The organism is Curtobacterium sp. PhB170 (assembly GCF_003752345.1).
Classification (GTDB): domain Bacteria; phylum Actinomycetota; class Actinomycetes; order Actinomycetales; family Microbacteriaceae; genus Curtobacterium.
The window spans coordinates 46,431-63,399 of sequence record NZ_RJUM01000008.1 but is presented as its reverse complement, the minus strand read 5'-3'; the positions used below and the strand labels follow the sequence as shown (position 1 = coordinate 63,399).

Annotated in this window: 20 protein-coding genes; 4 read left to right on the top strand and 16 right to left on the bottom strand. The window is 70.7% G+C overall.

The window, feature by feature from the left end:
• Positions 1-10: 10 nt before the first annotated feature.
• Positions 11-1,057 carry an NAD(P)-dependent alcohol dehydrogenase gene (locus tag EDF40_RS00915; RefSeq protein ID WP_111085390.1) on the top strand — a complete coding sequence of 349 codons (1,047 nt, stop codon included), beginning with the start codon at positions 11-13 and terminating at the stop codon, positions 1,055-1,057.
• A 74-nt stretch (positions 1,058-1,131) separates the two neighbouring features.
• On the opposite strand, the gene EDF40_RS00910 is transcribed toward EDF40_RS00915, so the two are convergent.
• The 4 genes from EDF40_RS00910 to EDF40_RS00895 form a co-directional block, all read right to left on the bottom strand.
• Positions 1,132-2,550: a hypothetical protein gene (locus EDF40_RS00910; RefSeq protein WP_123339977.1), complete on the bottom strand. Its 1,419-nt coding sequence runs from the start codon at positions 2,548-2,550 to the stop codon at positions 1,132-1,134.
• Positions 2,540-3,370 (bottom strand): TIGR03943 family putative permease subunit, encoded by an 831-nt coding sequence (locus EDF40_RS00905; RefSeq protein WP_123339976.1) that lies wholly within the window; start codon positions 3,368-3,370, stop codon positions 2,540-2,542. Before EDF40_RS00905 ends, EDF40_RS00910 begins: the two co-directional genes overlap by 11 nt.
• A complete protein-coding gene (locus EDF40_RS00900; RefSeq protein WP_123339975.1) occupies positions 3,357-4,376 on the bottom strand; it encodes a permease in 1,020 nt (339 codons plus the stop codon). The genes EDF40_RS00905 and EDF40_RS00900 overlap by 14 nt, the downstream gene beginning before the upstream one ends.
• 166 nt (positions 4,377-4,542) lie before the next feature.
• The gene (locus tag EDF40_RS00895; RefSeq protein ID WP_260213011.1) at positions 4,543-5,121 is read right to left on the bottom strand and encodes a TetR/AcrR family transcriptional regulator; all 579 of its coding nucleotides are present in this window, start codon (positions 5,119-5,121) and stop codon (positions 4,543-4,545) included.
• A gap of 96 nt (positions 5,122-5,217) precedes the next feature.
• Here EDF40_RS00895 and EDF40_RS00890 point away from each other — a divergent pair, with 96 nt between their 5' ends.
• On the top strand, positions 5,218-5,532 hold the full coding sequence (locus EDF40_RS00890) for a multidrug efflux SMR transporter (protein ID WP_123293830.1): 315 nt from the start codon (positions 5,218-5,220) through the stop codon (positions 5,530-5,532).
• A 1-nt stretch (position 5,533) separates the two neighbouring features.
• A complete protein-coding gene (locus tag EDF40_RS00885) occupies positions 5,534-5,905 on the top strand; it encodes a multidrug efflux SMR transporter (protein WP_123339973.1) in 372 nt (123 codons plus the stop codon).
• Positions 5,906-6,137: 232 nt separating this feature from the next.
• Here EDF40_RS00885 and EDF40_RS00880 read toward each other — a convergent pair whose 3' ends face one another.
• Together EDF40_RS00880 and EDF40_RS00875 are read right to left on the bottom strand one after the other, a co-directional pair.
• Positions 6,138-7,277: a CE1758 family FMN-dependent luciferase-like monooxygenase gene (locus EDF40_RS00880; protein ID WP_123339972.1), complete on the bottom strand. Its 1,140-nt coding sequence runs from the start codon at positions 7,275-7,277 to the stop codon at positions 6,138-6,140.
• 85 nt (positions 7,278-7,362) lie between these two features.
• Entirely contained in the window at positions 7,363-8,262 is a 900-nt protein-coding gene (locus EDF40_RS00875; protein WP_148053838.1) for a phosphatase PAP2 family protein, read from the bottom strand.
• Positions 8,263-8,500: 238 nt separating this feature from the next.
• On the opposite strand from EDF40_RS00875, the gene EDF40_RS19060 reads away from it, so the two are divergent.
• Positions 8,501-8,950 carry a DUF4383 domain-containing protein gene (locus tag EDF40_RS19060; protein ID WP_165901145.1) on the top strand — a complete coding sequence of 150 codons (450 nt, stop codon included), beginning with the start codon at positions 8,501-8,503 and terminating at the stop codon, positions 8,948-8,950.
• A gap of 115 nt (positions 8,951-9,065) precedes the next feature.
• Here the strand turns inward: EDF40_RS19060 and EDF40_RS00865 are convergent, their stop codons facing one another.
• The 10 genes from EDF40_RS00865 to EDF40_RS00820 form a co-directional block, all read right to left on the bottom strand.
• Positions 9,066-10,403, bottom strand: a complete 1,338-nt coding sequence (locus EDF40_RS00865) for an ATP-dependent RecD-like DNA helicase (protein WP_123339970.1) — start codon at positions 10,401-10,403, stop codon at positions 9,066-9,068.
• Positions 10,400-12,337, bottom strand: coding sequence for a cytochrome c oxidase assembly protein (locus tag EDF40_RS00860; protein WP_123339969.1), 1,938 nt, complete (start codon positions 12,335-12,337; stop codon positions 10,400-10,402). The genes EDF40_RS00865 and EDF40_RS00860 overlap by 4 nt, the downstream gene beginning before the upstream one ends.
• A 160-nt stretch (positions 12,338-12,497) precedes the next feature.
• Positions 12,498-12,785, bottom strand: coding sequence for an HU family DNA-binding protein (locus tag EDF40_RS00855; protein WP_111085379.1), 288 nt, complete (start codon positions 12,783-12,785; stop codon positions 12,498-12,500).
• Between the two features lie 279 nt (positions 12,786-13,064).
• Entirely contained in the window at positions 13,065-13,370 is a 306-nt protein-coding gene (gene rpsN, locus EDF40_RS00850; RefSeq protein ID WP_111085378.1) for a 30S ribosomal protein S14, read from the bottom strand.
• Positions 13,371-13,372: 2 nt separating this feature from the next.
• The gene (rpmG, locus tag EDF40_RS00845; RefSeq protein WP_017886456.1) at positions 13,373-13,543 is read right to left on the bottom strand and encodes a 50S ribosomal protein L33; all 171 of its coding nucleotides are present in this window, start codon (positions 13,541-13,543) and stop codon (positions 13,373-13,375) included.
• Complete coding sequence (rpmB, locus tag EDF40_RS00840) at positions 13,543-13,779, bottom strand: 50S ribosomal protein L28 (protein WP_111085377.1); 237 nt, start codon at positions 13,777-13,779, stop codon at positions 13,543-13,545. Before rpmB ends, rpmG begins: the two co-directional genes overlap by 1 nt.
• A gap of 230 nt (positions 13,780-14,009) precedes the next feature.
• Entirely contained in the window at positions 14,010-14,702 is a 693-nt protein-coding gene (locus EDF40_RS00835) for an alpha/beta fold hydrolase (RefSeq protein WP_123339968.1), read from the bottom strand.
• Positions 14,703-14,712: 10 nt separating this feature from the next.
• Complete coding sequence (locus EDF40_RS00830) at positions 14,713-15,156, bottom strand: Fur family transcriptional regulator (RefSeq protein WP_123339967.1); 444 nt, start codon at positions 15,154-15,156, stop codon at positions 14,713-14,715.
• Positions 15,153-16,124, bottom strand: a complete 972-nt coding sequence (locus EDF40_RS00825; protein ID WP_123339966.1) for a metal ABC transporter permease — start codon at positions 16,122-16,124, stop codon at positions 15,153-15,155. The genes EDF40_RS00830 and EDF40_RS00825 overlap by 4 nt, the downstream gene beginning before the upstream one ends.
• Entirely contained in the window at positions 16,124-16,969 is an 846-nt protein-coding gene (locus EDF40_RS00820; RefSeq protein ID WP_123340240.1) for a metal ABC transporter ATP-binding protein, read from the bottom strand. The genes EDF40_RS00825 and EDF40_RS00820 overlap by 1 nt, the downstream gene beginning before the upstream one ends.

Sequence of the window (16,969 nt, the reverse complement as noted above, 5' to 3'; positions counted from 1 at the left end):
GAGGAGATCATTGCGCACCGTCAACGCGTACGCGGCACCGTCAGCGACCGAGCCGCTCGTCAAGACCACCATCACCCGTCGTGACGTCGGAGCGAACGACGTCGAGATCGACATCGCCTACGCCGGCATCTGCCACTCGGACATCCACACCGTCCGCGGTGAGTGGGGCCAGATCCAGTACCCGCAGGTCGTCGGCCACGAGATCGTCGGCCACGTCTCCGCCGTCGGCGAGAACGTCACCAAGCACCAGGTCGGCGACCGCGTCGGCGTCGGCTGCATGGTGAACTCGTGCGGCGAGTGCGAGAACTGCGTCGCCGGCGAGGAGCAGTACTGCCTCAAGGGCAACATCGGCACGTACACGAGCGTCGACCCGGCCGACGGCTCGATCACCCAGGGCGGCTACTCGCAGGCGATCGTCGTGAACGAGGACTTCGTCCTCCGCGTCCCCGAGTCGCTCGACATCGAGAAGGTCGCGCCGCTGCTCTGCGCCGGCATCACCACCTACTCGCCGCTGCACCACTGGAAGGCCGGCCCCGGCACGAAGGTCGCCGTCATCGGCATGGGCGGCCTCGGCCACATGGCCGTCAAGATCGCCGTCGCCCTCGGCGCCGAGGTCACCGTCCTGTCGCAGACCACCTCGAAGGAAGCCGACTCGCTCCGCTACGGCGCGAAGGCCCACTACGCGACGAAGGACCCGGAGACGTTCGAGAAGCTCGCGAACTCCTTCGAGCTCATCATCAACACCGTGTCGGCGAAGATCCCGATGGGCTCGTACCTCGGCCTCCTCAAGGTCGACGGCACGCTCGTCAACGTCGGCGCCCCGTCCGAGCCGCTCGAGGTCCCGGCGTTCGCCCTGATCCCGCGCCGGCTCAGCTGGGCCGGGTCCGCCATCGGCGGCATCCGAGAGACCCAGGAGATGCTGGACTTCTGCGCCGAGCACGACATCCTGCCGGAGACCGAGCTCATCAGCGCCGACCAGATCAACGAGGCCTACGAGCGCGTGCTGTCCTCGGACGTCCGCTACCGCTTCGTGATCGACGCGGCCACGCTGGCGTAGTCGTCACCACCTGCACCACAGGAGGCCCGGTACCAGCTGGTACCGGGCCTCCTGTCCGTCTGTCCGTCGGGCCGTCAGCCGACCTCGTCGCCGGACGGCAGCGCGCCGCACCAGTCGACGGAACCCGCGTCGATGCTCGCCTCGAGCGCACCGGAGGTCGCGTCGACGATGCTCACCAGCTCGTCGGTCGCCGATTTCGTCGCGACCGCGACGAACTGTCCGTTCGGGGACGGGCAGACCGCCGTGACGCTCGCGTCGTCGGGGATCGTCACCGGCAGCCGGGAGGCCCGCCCACCGTCCACGCGCACGATCCGTGCCGAGACGGTCCCGTCCGACCGCACGTCCCCCAGCACGCGCAGGTACGTGTCGTCCGTCAACGGGGCGATGCGGCCGAGCACCGCCGCGTCGGTGCTCGCGGCCGGCGCCCGCAGCGCCGTCTTCGCGCCGTCGGTCAGGTCGAGGCGCTCGATGCCCGTGCCGGTCTCGACCACGGCCGTGGTGCCCGAGCCGACGAACCCGTGCAGGTACGTGGCGCTGCCGAGCCGGACGGGGTCGGCGCGGCCGCTCATGTCGACGAGCACCAGGTCGTCGCTGCCCGTCCGCACCAGGGCGCTCTCCGTCCGAGGCACGTAGGCCCACTGCCCGACCGTCATCGGCACGGCGCCCGTCTGCGGCTTCCCGTCCTCGGCGATCGCGGTGGGCAGGTGCGTGCCCGTCATGTCGACCACGTACAGACCGGTGTTCCGCGACTGCCCGGTGGACGTGTCGGCGTACTCGAACCCGAACGAGGCCGCGTCGTCGGCGACGTGCAGGGCGGTGACCCGACCCTGCGAGGACGGCAGGGTGAGGTGCTCGACGGGGGCGTCCGGGTCCTGCACCCCGCCGGACAGCGCGACCACGTCGACCGAGGAGCTCGCGTCGCTGCCACTGACGACCACCAGGGACCGTCCGAGCCGGGCGTACTCCGAGATCTCGGCGCCCTGGTACACGGTCGTCGCACCGCCGGCGTCGAGAGAGCGGCGCACGATGCGGTCCTTCGCGCCGTCGGCTCCCGGCACGAGGGCGAGGACGTCGGTACTGCCGGTCCGGATGGCGGCGGTGAGGTCCGCGGTGGCACGTTGCCCCGGAGCCCGGACGTTCGCGACCGTCACCGTGTAGTCGCGGTCGTAGGCCAGGGGTCCGGCGAACTCGACCGCGATCGTGTTGCCGCTCGAGGTCACGGTGTGCGCGGCGGCCGGGGTGACCCGGACGTCGGCGGCGGACACCTGCTGCAGTGCCTGGTTCGCCGTCAGGATCACCCGTTGCGCCGGACGGGACACCAGGCCGGTGGCGTCGTACGACACGTCGCGCAGGCGTGGGCCCTGCTGCGACCCGACGACGGCGGCGAGCGTGGCGACGACCGCCAGGACGAGCACGACGGCGAGGTACCGGCGGTGGAACCGGCGCGTGACCGGGCGGCGGTCGGTGCGGCGTCCCGCGCGCTCAGTACTCATACGGGTCCTTCGGCTGCGCGATCTCGGTGACCTTCGCGGCCTTGATGACGATGCGGGCGTCGGCGGACTGGTCCGGGTTCGCCGCGAGTGCGCCGGTCACCGTGACCCACTGCCCTTCGTCGGGCTCCGCCTCGGTACGGTCGCCGCCCTCGGTCACCACGCCGAGGCCGACTGGCTGGGCGTCCACGGCGCAGCAGCTGATCACGAACCGGGTCAGGGTGAACGAGCCGTCCTGGCCCGGCACCACGAAGCCGGACAGCCGCACCTGCTTGCCGACCAGGGCCGTGGTGTCGGTGGTCTGCCGGATCAGCGCCGCCCAGTCCTTGACGCCGTACTCCGAGGTGTCGACGCCCTCGCTGCCGAGCAGGGAGACCGCCGCCTCGGAGCCCGTCGCGTTCGACAGGGTCGCCGAGTCCACGCTCCGCTGCTGCGCGGTGCGGGCGGACAGCGTCGTCGGGGGCAGGACCAGCATCGACACGGTGACCCCGACCGTGACGATCGCGGCCGCCCCGCCGAGGGCGAGGCGGAGGGCGCGACCACGGCCGGGTCCGCGCCGCCCGTGGTCGTGGTCCGGCTCGTGCTCGTCCGCGTCGTCACCGTGCGTGTGGCCGTGGCCGCGTGCGATGACCACCAGGCCCGCGATCGAGGCGGGTACCGCGACGGCGGCGAGCACGATCGTGAACACCGAGTACCGCGGGTTGATGTACAGGTCGAGGTGCCCGACCAGTGCGAGCCAGAGCGTGCACAGGGCGACCGCCAGCACGGACCCGAGCCCGAGGTAGGCCGGAGCGTTGCTGCTGCGTGCGTCAGACGAGGACATTCATCACCAATCCCACGGCGCCGGCGAACAGGACGCACACGACGGCGAGCAGCACCAGGAACCGGACCCGGAACGTCGTGCGGAGCAGGGCGATCATCTTCACGTCGATGATCGGCCCGATGATCAGGAAGGCCGTGATCGACCCGGGCAGGAACGTCGAGGCGAACGACAGCGCGAAGAACGCGTCGACGTTCGAGCAGAGCGACACCGTCATCGCGAGCAGCATCATCGCCGCGACGGACAGCACCGGGTTCGAGCCGATCGCGACGAGCGTGGAACGGGGCACGGCGACCTGGATCGCCGCAGCCAGGCCGGCGCCGACGAACAGGGCCGGCATCATCGTCGCGGTCTCGCCGCCGAACTGCGCGGCGCTCTCCCGCCACCGGTTCCGGCTCCGTGGTGCGCCGATCGCAGCGCGGCACCGGGCCTCGAACGCGGGCAGCAGCAGGTCGGCCGGGCGGCGGTGCGCGGCGACGATCCAGCCGACCAGGTTCGCGATCACGAAGCCGCCGACGATCCGGACCGGCAGGATCCAGCCGGACCAGCCGAACGCCTGCGCGGTGCTGATGATCACGAGCGGGTTGAGGATGGGGGCGGCGACCAGGAACGTGACGGCCTCGGCAGGGGTGAACCCGCGCATCATCAGGCCGCGGGCGAGCGGCACGTTCCCGCACTCGCACACCGGGAACAGCATGCCGATCAGCGAGATCACGGCGCGGCGGCCGAAGGCGTTCTGCGGCAGGACCTTCTCGAGCGCACCGACGGGCACCCACACCTCGACGACGATCGACAGCACGATGCCGAGCACCACGAACGGCAGCGACTCGACCACCACGCTGATCGCCAGCGTCAGGAAGTCCTGCACGACGTCCGGGAGGCCGGCGCTCCCGATGCTCGGGGACAGCAGCCGGATCCCCAGGAGCACGACGACGGTGAGCAGCACGAGGCCCGGGCCCGTCAGGGAACGGGAGCGGGAGCGCTGCTGCGGCGGCGTGGTCGTCGTCACCCGGAAAGGATAGGCGACGTGTGCTGCGTGACGGTCCGCGCGCGGCCGCCTGGGCACCGTGCGAGTTCGTTCACCCCGTGCAGGGTTGCCCGCTCGGTGCAGACCTGGAGCGCCGCACGGAGCCACCAACGACGCACGGGTTCGCGAACCCGGCACCGTGCAGCAGTCAGACCCGGGCGATGCCCGCCGCGTGCCGGTCGAGCGTGTCGATCGCCCACGAGGCGTCACCCCCGGGATCGACCCGCACGATGTGCATCGCGAGCCCGTCCACCAGGGCGTGCAGCCGCCGGGTCTCGTAGGGCACGTCGGCGTCCGGCACCCCGAGCGCCCGCAGGATCCGCCCGCACCACTCCCGCATCTCGTCGACGACCCGGTCGTGGAACGGCCGCAGCTCAGTGTCGGTCAGCGCTGCCGTGCCGAGGCCCAGGTAGACGTCGAGCTCGATGCGTCGCTCCTCGTCGAGGGGCAGGAGCTCGAGCAGGACCGCGTGCGCGTACGCCGTGCCCCGCAGGTCCGCCGGCACGGCGTCGATCCGGGCCGCGGTCGCGTCGAACACGAGCTCGAGCGCGTGCGACCGGACGCTCGCCTGCGTCGGGAAGGTGTAGCGGACGGTGCTCGGCGGCAGTCCGGCCTCTGCCGCGACGTTCCGGACGCTCAGCGCCCCGAGTCCGTCGCGGGCGAGCACCCGGCACGCGGCTTCGGACACGGTACGGCGCCGCTGCTCGACGTCCATGCTCCTGGCCACACCGCCATACTCGCACAGTCGTACGAACCCGTGCTACCGTCGAGGTCGTTGTCGCACAGTCGTGCGACTATGCGACCGAACGAAGGGAACATCGTCATGGCATGGGTCATCCTCGTGCTGAGCGGCGTGCTCGAGGCCGTCTGGGCCACCGCGCTGAGCGCCTCGAACGGCTTCAAGAAGGTCGTGCCGACGATCGTGTTCATCGCCGGCATGGCGCTGAGCATGGTCGGGCTCGCGTTCGCGATGAAGTCGATCCCGGTGGGCACCGCCTACGCCGTCTGGGTGGGCATCGGCGCCTCGCTGACGGTCGTCGTGTCGATCCTGCGCCGGCAAGAAGCCGCGTCGCTCGCACGACTCGGCCTCGTGTTCGGCCTGGTCGCCTGCGTCGTCGGCCTCAAGGTGGTGAGCTGAGGTGGCCTGGATCGTCCTGTTCCTCAGCGCCACGCTCGAGACCGTGTGGGCGACCGCCCTCGGCGAGAGCGACGGCTTCACCCGACCCGGACCGACGCTCGTGTTCGCGATCACGATCGTGGTCAGCCTGGGCGCGTTCGGCTACGTCCTCAAGCACATCCCGATCAGCACCGCGTACGCCGTGTGGACCGGCACCGGTGCAGCCCTGACGGTGCTGTGGGGCATGGCCACCGGCGCCGAGCCCGTCACCCTGCTGCGCGTGCTGTTCATCGCGGGGATCGTCGGCTGCGTCGTCGGCCTGAAGCTCGTGCCGGCCCGTCCGGTCACCGAGCCGGACGCCCCGCTCGCGAAAGCGACAGATCTCCGCCGATGATCGGCGGGCAACTGTCGCTTTCGCGAAGGTGACGGCAGCGCCATCCGCAGGACTGTCGCTTTCGCGATGGGCGCACTGGACACGCGCCGGGGCGGACGGGAGGCCCGGTGCCAGCTGGCACCGTCCCTCCCGGCACGGCCGTGGTCGCGCCCACTGCGCATGGTGAGCAGAAAGGGTCGGGTCGCCTCGCGGGACCCGACCATTCCTGCTCACGAACCGAGCGCCGGGAGCGTCAGACGGAGGCGCCGGTCCACTCGTCCTCGGCGGCGACGTGGTCGCTGCCGACCGTGCCGGCGGCGAGCGCCGCGGCGGCGCGTTCCGTGTGGCTCGGCGGGTTCGACGGCACGTCGGACGGACGGCCCTCGTCGTTCAGCTTGCGCAGCTCGGGCACGATGTCCGTCGCCAGGATGTCGATCTGCTCGAGCACGGTCTTGAGCGGCAGCCCGGCGTGGTCGACCAGGAACAGCTGGCGCTGGTAGTGGCCGACGTGGTCCTTCATCGCCGCGTACCGGTCGATGACCTGCTGCGGCGAACCGACCGTGAGCGGGGTCTGGGCGGCGAAGTCCTCCATCGAGGGGCCGTGACCGTAGACCGGGGCGTTGTCGAAGTAGGGCCGGAACTCGTTGACCGCATCCTGCGAGTTCTTCCGAGCGAAGAACTGCCCGCCCAGACCGACGATCGCCTGGTCGGCGCGGCCGTGACCGTAGTGCTCGAAGCGCTGGCGGTACAGCCCGACCATCTGCTCGGTGTGCTGGATCGGCCAGAAGATGTTGTTGTGGAAGAAGCCGTCGCCGTAGTAGGCGGCCTGCTCCGCGATCTCGGGCGTGCGGATCGAGCCGTGCCAGACGAACGGGGGCACGCCGTCGAGGGGGCGCGGCGTCGAGGTGAAGCCCTGCAGCGGCGTGCGGAACTTGCCCTGCCAGTTGACGACGTCGTTCTCCCAGAGCTGGCGGACGAGCGCGTAGTTCTCGATCGCCAGGTTGACGCCCTGGCGGATGTCCTGCCCGAACCACGGGTAGACCGGGCCGGTGTTGCCGCGGCCCATCATGAGGTCCATGCGGCCGTCGGAGATGACCTGGAGCATCGCGTACTCCTCGGCGATGCGCACCGGGTCGTTCGTGGTGATGAGCGTGGTGCTCGTCGAGAGCGTGATGTCCTTCGTCTTCGCCGCGAGGTAGGCCAGCAACGTGGTCGGCGACGAGGCGACGAACGGCGGGTTGTGGTGCTCGCCGGTGGCGAAGACGTCGAGTCCGGCCTGGTCGGCGTGCTGCGCGATCGTGAGGATGTCGCGGACGCGCTGGGTGTCGTCCGGCGTGGTGCCGGTCGTGGGGTCGGTCGTGACGTCACTGACCGTGAAGATGCCGAACTGCATGATGCGCCGCCTTTCGCGATATCGATGCGTTTGCATCGACTTGCTGGGTACAACGTAGCGTACGCCGGTGCATTCCCACCAGGCGTCAGCGCGCTGCGGGCAGTGCTGCGGGGTCGGTCCGTGCCGCGTGGTGCATGCCGTCGAGGAACCACACCGCGGTCACCACCGCCAGGACGCTCGCGCTCGAGGCCAGCCGTCCGGCCATCAGGATCGCGGCGTGGTCGTGAGCGCCGTCCCCCGTCAGGCCGACGACGAGCGCGGCGACGCCGACGGCCAGCGTGACCCCGGTGGCGACGAGCAGGACGACGCTGACCACCCGGCGCGGACCCCGACGGCCGTCCCGGTCACCTCGGAGGCCCCGGTCGACCCTCGGACCGAACGCCCGGACGACGCCGAGCCAGAACATCGCGATCGCGCACGCCCCGATGATGTCGCTCACCCGGTGCCAGCCGTAGACGACCGTCTGGTTGGCGACGAAGACCGCGTAGGCGGCACCGAGCAGGGTGACGATCGGCCGGAAGCGACGGGGCGTGACCATCAGGACGGCGAACAGCGCGGCCAGCGCGATGGTCGCGTGCCCCGAGGGGAACGAGTTCGGCGTCGTCGACTGGGCGATCTCCGGGCGCTCGGCGATACGCTTGACGAGCGTCGAAGTGGCCGCCGACGCGAGCACCACTGCACCCGCGCCGAGCCCCACCGAGAGCCGTCGCCTGGCGAACGCCACCGCGACGATCACGACAACGAGCAACAGGATCACCGGCACCGAGATGACGTTGAGCGCAGTGTCCGAGCTGAACAGGTCGGACTCACGGACCCCGCCGAGCGCGGCGTCCTCCATGCGCTGCCCCACCGGCGTCAGTACCGCGGCCGCGTAGACGGAAGGCACGATCACGAACCCCAGAGCCGCCAGCACACCCCACCGCAACCGCCGCGAGACGCTCGGTCCACGCGACTCCGGTGCACTGCGCTCGGGTGTCAAGGTCACCGGACTGGTCCTCCTCGGAGTGGTCGTCGTCGGTCTCGTCGCCCGCCTGGTGACGGCGCTGCGATTCGGACGGTCGGGGTCGGACACGATACCGTTGGCTCACCGGCCGGAGGCTGGGAACCGCGCGGCCGTCACCCGCGGATCCCGCGCTGTGCCGCTCAGTGCCGCGCCGCTCAGTCCGGCGGGCACCGCCGGACTGACGCACGTCGCGTCGGCAGTGTACGAGGAGGAGACCGAAGTGGCCATCAAGGAACCGGGCATCACCGCCTCACCGAACCGCGGGCTCGCGCTCACGGTCGGTGGCGTCCTCGCACTCTGGGGCATCCTGGGCTTCTTCTTCGCCGCCGACGGCGACCCCGGCTTCTTCAGCCGCCAGGGCGGGATGCTCTGGAACGCCTTCGGGGTCAACCCGCCGCTCGCCCTCATCTGGGTGCTGCTCGCCGCGGTCCTGCTCATCACCGGGCTCGGCACCACCATCGGTTCGCGGAACGGCAACCTGGTGGTCGGCGCCGTGCTCGTGGTGCTGGCCGTCTACGGCTTCGTCTTCGTCAACACCTCGGCGAACATCTTCGCGCTGAACACCACCGACAACGTGTTCCACGCCATCGTCGGTGTCATCCTGCTGCTGACGGCGCTCGGTGCCGACAAGGAGAACCTCCGCGCGCTGCGTGCGGCGGCTCGCGCCTGACACACCGACACGCTCCCCGACGCCCGTCTGCCGCTCCGGCAGGCGGGCGTCGTCGTGTGTGCGGAGCGAGTGCGGGGAGCGTGAGTGCGGGGCGTGTGTGCGGAGCGCGGGTGCGTCAGGCGTCGTCGTCGGGGTCGGCGTCGGCGTCGGCGGCGGGCTCCGGCTTCCGGGCTTCGAGTGCCGTCGCGACGATGCGTGGCGCTTCGGACATGAAGCGCCGGACGTCCGTGTCGACGATGATGTCCTGCGGCCGCAGCGGCCGGGTCAGGTACAGCCCCTCGAGCGAGGTCAGGCGTGACAGCGCGACGTAGGTCTGTCCGGCGCTGAACACCCGGTTGCCCAGGTCGACCACCGCGCGGTCGTAGGTGCTGCCCTGCGACTTGTGGATCGTCACCGCCCACGCGAGCCGCAACGGGAACTGCTGGAACTCACCGACGGTGTCCTTCTTGAGTTCCTTCTTGTCGGCGTCGTAGGAGTACTTGAACTTCTCCCACACCGACGGCTGGACCTCGAACGATTCTCCGTCGACGTCGACCCAGACCGTGTCGCGGATCGCCGTGACGATGCCGAGCGTCCCGTTCACCCACCGCTGGTCGGCGTCGTTGCGCAGGAACATCACGTGCGCACCGGGCTTGAGCTCGAGGGCTTCGTCGGCCGGGAAGTTCCGCCCGCCGAAGTCACCGTTGACGTCGGCCTTCGCGGTCTTCACCTTGCCGGGCAACCGTTCGAGCGCCGCCTTGTTGATGCGCGCGACGGTGTCGTTCCGGGTGGCGAGGGTGATGGCGTCGTCGGGCGAGGGCCGTGCGCCCGCGGTGTTGAGCTGGTCGGCGATCTCGGCGGTCACCCGGCCGTGCCGCACCGCCGTGAGCATGGCGGCGAAGGCGTCGTCGCGCTGGCGGTGCACGGTGGCGAGCTCGATGATGTTCAGCTTCGCCTCGAGCCAGACCTTGGCGTCGAAGAACCACATCGACCGGTAGTGGTCGGTGAAGTAGGCGCGTTCGTCGGCACCACCCGGGACCGGCGGCAACTGGTACGGGTCGCCGAACATGACCACCTGGACCCCGCCGAACGCCTCGAACTGCCGCCCGCGGGCCTTGCGCAGCGAACGGTCCATCCCGTCGAGCAGGTCGGCGTTCACCATCGAGACCTCGTCGATCACCAGGGTGTCGATGGTGTTCAGGAGCTTGCGGGTGTCCGGTCCCTGGCGCAGCTCGGCATCGGCGATGAGGCCGATCGGCAGGCGGAACAACGAGTGGATCGTCTGGCCACCGACGTTCAGGGCCGCGACCCCGGTCGGTGCGCAGATCACGACCTGCTTCTCGGTGTTCCACGACAGGTGGTTGAGCAGGGTCGACTTGCCCGTGCCGGCACGACCGGTGATGAAGACGTGGTCGCGGGTGTGCTCGATGTACTCGAAGACGGCCCGCTGCTCGTCGCTGAGCTCGACGCTCATCGTGCGTCCTGCTCGAGGGTGCGCGCGTCCGCTCCGAGCGTGCGCGCCGGCGATCCAGCGCGCCGCAGCTGCACGAGCACCACCACGACGACCGCCACCAGGAGCAGCACCCCGGCGACCACGAGCACGAGCCCGCCACGGGCCTGGTCGACGAGCGGATCGGGGCCCCACGTCCGCCCCACCGCCCCGAACCACGACGCCTGCAGCAGTCCGAGCGGCCCGCGCATCGCAACGCCGAGCGACACCGCTCCGGCGGCGACGACCGCGGCCCCGACGATCCGCACGACCGCCGCTGCGCGGGTCGGGTGCTGCTGGCCGGCCGCGATCGGGGTGAAGAGCGTCGGCATCGCCAGGAGCCCGACGAGCAGGAAGCCCACGTCGATGACCGTGCGCCCCGTGGAGTCGCTCACCGACCACCGGACGGCGTCGGTGGCGAAGTACGCCCACCACACCGCTGCGGCGAGCAGGAACGCCGGGAAGGGCTGCACCAGGTAGCGGACCGCGGCGTTGTCGACCAGCACACCGGTCCACTCGCGCACGCCGGTGCTGTCGTCGTCGCGCGGGTGCACCGCGGCCCGGATGAGCACGACGGGAGCCGCCGCCCACACCAGCGCCGGCACCACCAGGCCGAGCAGCACGTGCGCGCCGACGTTCGCCGACACCAAGAACCGGTCGTACTGGTGCAGCGAACCGGACGTCGCGACGACGAGCGAGATGATCGCGAGGGCCGCCGCCACCGAACGGCGCACCGGCCAGTGGACCCCGGTGCGGCGCAGGCGCACGACCCCGGCCGTGTACGTCGCAGCGAGCAGCACGGCGGCCATCAGCCAGAACAGGTCGATGTTCCACTGCGTCAGCCAGCCCCAGGCCCCGGGCGCGTGCGGCAGCAGGTCGTCGGTGAGCAGCTCAGCGGGGCTCGGGTCGGTCGTCTTGCTCAGCGCGATCTGGTCGACCGGGGTGGCCGTGCGTCCGAGCGCCGCGGCGAAGCCCGATGCGACACCCATCACGGCGAGCTCGACCACGATCAAGGTCCAGAACGGGCGGTGCCGTGCCGGCGCCTCGGTCAGGGAGCGAATCGCACGCCGACGCTGCACGGCACCGAGGACCCCGATGGCGACGATCGCGCCGATCTTGACCAGCACGAGGGTGCCGTACGGCGTGAACAGGTTCGACAGAACGCCCACGCGGATCTGTGCCGAGGCGACACCCGACACCGCCACGAGCACGAAGCACCCGAGCGCGATGCTCGAGTACCGCGCGACGACCACGGCCAGGCGGTCACCGGGCAGCACGCCGCGCAGGAGCACGAGCATGGTCAGGCCACCGACCCAGAGCGCGGCGCCGACCAGGTGCAGCCCGAGCGCGGTCACGGCGGCGTCGTGGCTCGCGGTGCCGGCGGCGTGGCCCTGCTGTGCGAGCGGGATGAGCCCGATCATCGAGACGCCGGCGGTCAGGGCGACCATGCCCCGCGAACGGACGGCGAAGCAGAGCACCGTGACGGCAGCGGCGACGAGCACCGTCACGAGCCAAGCGAGCCCGAGGTCCGTGCCGGTGAGGAACACGCCCATCGACTGGCCGAACTGCTCGTCGATGCTGATCTTCGAACCGGCGACGCTCAGGAACGTGAAGAAGGTGGTGACCGCGGACGACACCGTCCAGAGCCCGCTGGCGGCGGCCGCGACGTCGATGGCGCGGTTCCACTCCGGGCCGGAGCGCGAGAGTCCGACGGTGGCCAGCGCGAGGCCGCCGATCGTCGCAGCGGCGGACAGGTCCACGACCAACCGCGAGATCGGCAGACCGAAACGGACCAGGGCACCGGGGTCGGCGATCAGCGCTGCGTTCGCACCACCGCCGATGACGAGTGCCGTGAGCAGCGCCACGAACCCGACGAGCAGGAGCACGGCGGGACCGGCGATGCGCGCGATCCGATTCACCCGTCAAGCCTAGGCGGTGCCCACCCGGCCACCGAACCGGCCGGGCCGACCTGTGGGAACCGGCACGGGCCTCCAGGCAGGACATGCGCACCGGGCGCACGCACCCCGGGAACGACGAAAGGGACGGCCGAAGCCGTCCCTCCCGATGCGCGGAACAGTCTTACTTGACCGCAGCCTTGAGCTTCGAGCCGGCGCTGACCTTGACCGAGTCGCTCGCGGCGATCTCGATGGCCTCACCCGTCTGCGGGTTGCGGCCGGTGCGGGCAGCGCGGTGCGTCTTCTCGAAGGCGATCCAACCGGGGATCGTGACCTTCGTGCCGTCCGCGACGGACGACGAGACGACGCTGAAGAGCGCGTCGACGACGCCGTTGACGGTGGCCTGGCTCTGGCCGGACTCGGCGGCGACGGCAGCGACGAGCTCGGTGCGGTTCAGTGACTTGTCAGCCATTGGATGTCCTCCTCGGACTTCTTGCAGTATCGGTCGGACGGACGTGCCGTCCGGCGCCCGGAGCGGTTGCCCCGTGCCACGGTGCCAGTGGGCCGAGGGCCCGGCGGAACCGGAGTTGAACCTACCAGCCACATCGGACGAATTCAGCCGACTCGCCCGGATTTCCGGGCTTGTCGCGGGTCCAGCGGGGCAGATGTGACCACTGAGGCGCCCTTGTACCCCGGACACAGCGAACGCCCCGCCACCAGGAGGTGACGGGGCGTCGGGTGCTGCGAGTGCTTACCAGGAGCTCTTCGTGATGCCGGGGAGCTCTCCACGGTGGGCCATGTCGCGGAAGCGGACACGGCTGATGCCGAACTCACCCAGGTGGCCACGGGGGCGGCCGTCGATCGCGTCGCGGTTGCGGTAGCGGATCGGGGATGCGTCGCGGGGCAGCTTCTGCAGGCCCACGCGAGCGGCCTCACGCGACTCGTCGGAGCCGTTCGGGTCCACGAGGGCCTTCTTCAGCTCGAGACGACGCTCGGCGTAGCGCGCGATGATGACGGCACGCTGGTTGTTCTTCGCGATCTTGCTCTTCTTCGCCATGCTTAGCGCTCCTCACGGAAGTCGACGTGCTTGCGGATCACCGGGTCGTACTTCTTCAGCACGAGACGGTCGGGGTTGTTCCGACGGTTCTTCTTGGTCACGTACGTGAACCCGGTGCCCGCCGTCGAGCGGAGCTTGATGATCGGACGGATGTCCTGACCCTTTTTCGCCATCAGATCTTCTCCCCACGGGCGAGGACGTCCTTGACGACGGACTCGATGCCCCGTGCGTCGATGACCTTGATGCCCTTAGCGCTGACGTTGAGCGTCACGTTGCGACGCAGCGACGGCACGTAGTACGTCTTCTTCTGCACGTTCGGGTCGAAGCGGCGCTTCGTCCGGCGGTGCGAGTGCGAGATGTTGTGACCGAAGCCGGGAACGGCGCCGGTCACCTGGCACACTGCTGCCATGGTTTCCTCCTGAGGTACCGTGCGACCGGACGGCCGCACCCAAGTTCACTTGCCTGGTGCGCACGCGCAGGACCACCGGAGTGGTGCATGCGAGGGGGTTGTGCACACCGCCCAGGCCCGCAGCCCCTGTCGAAGGGGGAACGGACACCACGCGACCGCGGCGTTCGCGACGGTCGGAGGGCTTGGAACAACGGGTCCACCACGCGGACGTGGAGGACCAAGGGAAGAGCCTACGCGAGCTCCGGGCGTGTCGCAAGCGCACGCACCATGAGCTCGCCGAGTTCGCGCGGCGCCGTGAACATCGGCCAGTGTCCGGTCTCGAGTCCGACGATGCTGAGCTCCTCGGTCGCGACGAGTTCCGCGGCCCAGGTCTGGTGGTCTGCCACCATCGTCGCGAGCTCGGTCGCCGGGATCTCGCAGGTGATCACCGTCGCCGGGATCGTGTGCCGGGCGGCGTCGGCGTAGTGGAACCGGTCGGACGGCACGGCGGCCGGCTCCGGGATCGCGCGGTGCTCGAAGGACTCCCGCAACGCCGGCGTCATCCCGCGCACCGTGGCCGGCTCCCAGACGTCCCACGACGGCAGCGGCACCACACCGTCGACCACGGGCAGTTCGTCGTTCACGCAGCCGCCGGCGGGACCGGGGAACGTGTCGACGTAGAGCAGGTGCGCGACGAGCGAGGGCCGCTGGTCGGCGGCCATGTACGCGATCGGTCCGGCGCCCGAGTGTCCGGCGAGCACGACGGGCTCGTCCGCGCTGGCGACGTCGTCCAGGCGCTCCACGAGCGCCGCGACCTGCTCGTCGAGCGTGTCACCGTCGCGGGTGATCGCCTCGACCGTGTGGCCTGCCTGCAGCAGCACCGGGGCGACGTCGTCCCACGCGCTCGCATCGAGCCAGAACCCGGGGACCAGGATGACGTGCATGGCGCGGACGCTACTCGCCGTCGGCGTCGCCGGTCCGCGGTCCGGCTGCGGCGGCAGATGCCGTGCACGCCGCGCACTCGCCGAAGATGTCGACGACGTGGCTGGCGTTCGTGAACCCGTTCGCGGCGGCGACGTCCTGCGCCCACTGCTCGACGGGGTCCGCCTCGATCTCGACGGTCCGGCCGCAGTTCCGGCAGATCAGGTGGTGGTGGTGCGCGTCCGTCGTGCAGGCCCGGTACAGCGATTCGCCGTCCTGCTGCAACGAGTCGGCGTCGCCCTCGGTCGCCAGGTCGGCGAGCGCCCGGTAGACGGTGGCGAGGCCGATCGTCGAGCCCTCGTCACGCAGGTGCTGGTGCAGCGCCTGCGCGCTGACGAACCCCTCGGTGGAGTCGAGGGCGCCGCGCACCGCTTCGCGCTGCCACGTGTTCCGCTTGACCTTCTGCACGGCGTTCATGCTGGTGCACCCACCTTCGTTTCGGCTGACGTTCCGGAACCGGCTCCGGCTCCGGTTCCGGTTCCGTTCGTTCCGGACGGGAGGCCCGGTGCGCCCCCGCCACGCTGGTCGCGGCGGACGACCCGGTCGCGTCCACGGCGGTCGCGCCTGGCCCCGACGATCCGGCAGACCACCCAGATCGCGAACGAGATGGTCGTCACGTAGGGGCTGATCGGCAGTCCGCCGCCGAGTGCCAGCAGGATGCCACCGACGACCGACACCACGGCGAACACCGTGGACAGCACCGGCACCACGACCGGGTGCGAGCTGAGCCGCAGTGCCGCAGCGGCCGGGGTGACGAGCAGCGACAGCACGAGCAGGGCGCCGACGATCTGCACCGACACCGCGGTGGCCAGGCCGAGGACGAGCATGAACACGATCGCGAGCGTCCGCACCGGGATGCCGGCGGCCGCGGCCACATCGGGGTCGACCGACGCGAACATCAGCGGCCGCCAGATGACGAGCAGGGTCGCGACCACGATGGCGGCGATGACGATGAGGAACGTCAGCTGGGGGTTGTCCACCGACACGATCTGGCCGGTGAGCAGCCCGAACTTGTTGGCCGCACGCCCCTTGTAGAGCGCCAGGCACAGGATGCCGAGCCCGAGGCCGAACGGCATGAGCACGGCGATGATCGAGTTGCGGTCGCGCGCTCTCGAGCCGAGCACCCCGATGAGCAGCGCCGCGATCACCGACCCGACGAGCGAGCCCGTGACGACGTTGACACCGAGCAGCAGGGACGCGCTCGCGCCGGCGAAGGACAGCTCCGAGATGCCGTGCACCGCGAAGGGCATGTTCCGGGCCACCACGAACGGGCCGATGAGCCCGCCGACGATGCCGAGCACCGCGCCGGCCCAGATCGAGTTCTGCACCAGGGCGACGAGCTCGCCGTAGTCCTGGAACGAGAAGACCGTCGACAGGACGTCCATCAGATCCGCCCTTCGTCCGACGCCGGGGCGTGCGGGTCGACCTCGCCGTGGTGGTGGTCGTGCGCGTCGTTCGCGCCGACGATGACGATGCGGCCCATCGTGCGGACGACGTCGACCGGGGTGCCGTACAGGTCGCTCAGGACGTCGGCGCGCAGGACATCGTCGGGGGATCCGATCCGGAACCGGCCGCCGGCGATGTAGAGGACCCGGTCGACGACGTCGAGGATCGGGTTCACGTCGTGCGTCACGAAGAGCACCGCGGCACCCTGCTGCCGACGCTGCCGGTCGATGAGCTCGGTGACGCCGCGCTGGTGCCGCAGGTCGAGTGAGATCAGGGGTTCGTCGCACAGCAGCAGTGCCGGGTCGGCGGCGATGGCCTGACCGACGCGGGTGCGCTGCTGCTCGCCGCCGGACAGCTCGGCCACCGGGGCGTCGGCGAACGCGGTGGCGCCGACCTCGTCGAGGATGCGGTCGATGCGGGCGCGGTCGGCCTTCGCCGTCGGCAGGACGCCCCACCGGTGCCCCGTCACACCCTGCGCGATCATGTCCCGCGCGCGCAGGGGGGTGCCGACTTCCATGAGCCGCTGCTGCGGGATGTAGCCGATCTTCCGGTGTCCGCGCCGGACTGGCTGGCCGAGGAACGACATCGTGCCGCTCGTCAGGCGCTGCTGCCCGAGCACCGTGCGCAGGAGCGAGGTCTTGCCGGCGCCGTTCGGGCCGAGGACCGCGACGAACTCCCCCGGCGCGATGTCCAGGTCCAGGTGTCCCCAGAGCTTCCGTTCACCGAAGGACAGCCCGGCGTCGCGCAGGGCCAGGACCGGACGGGCCGCAGCCCGGTCGTCCAC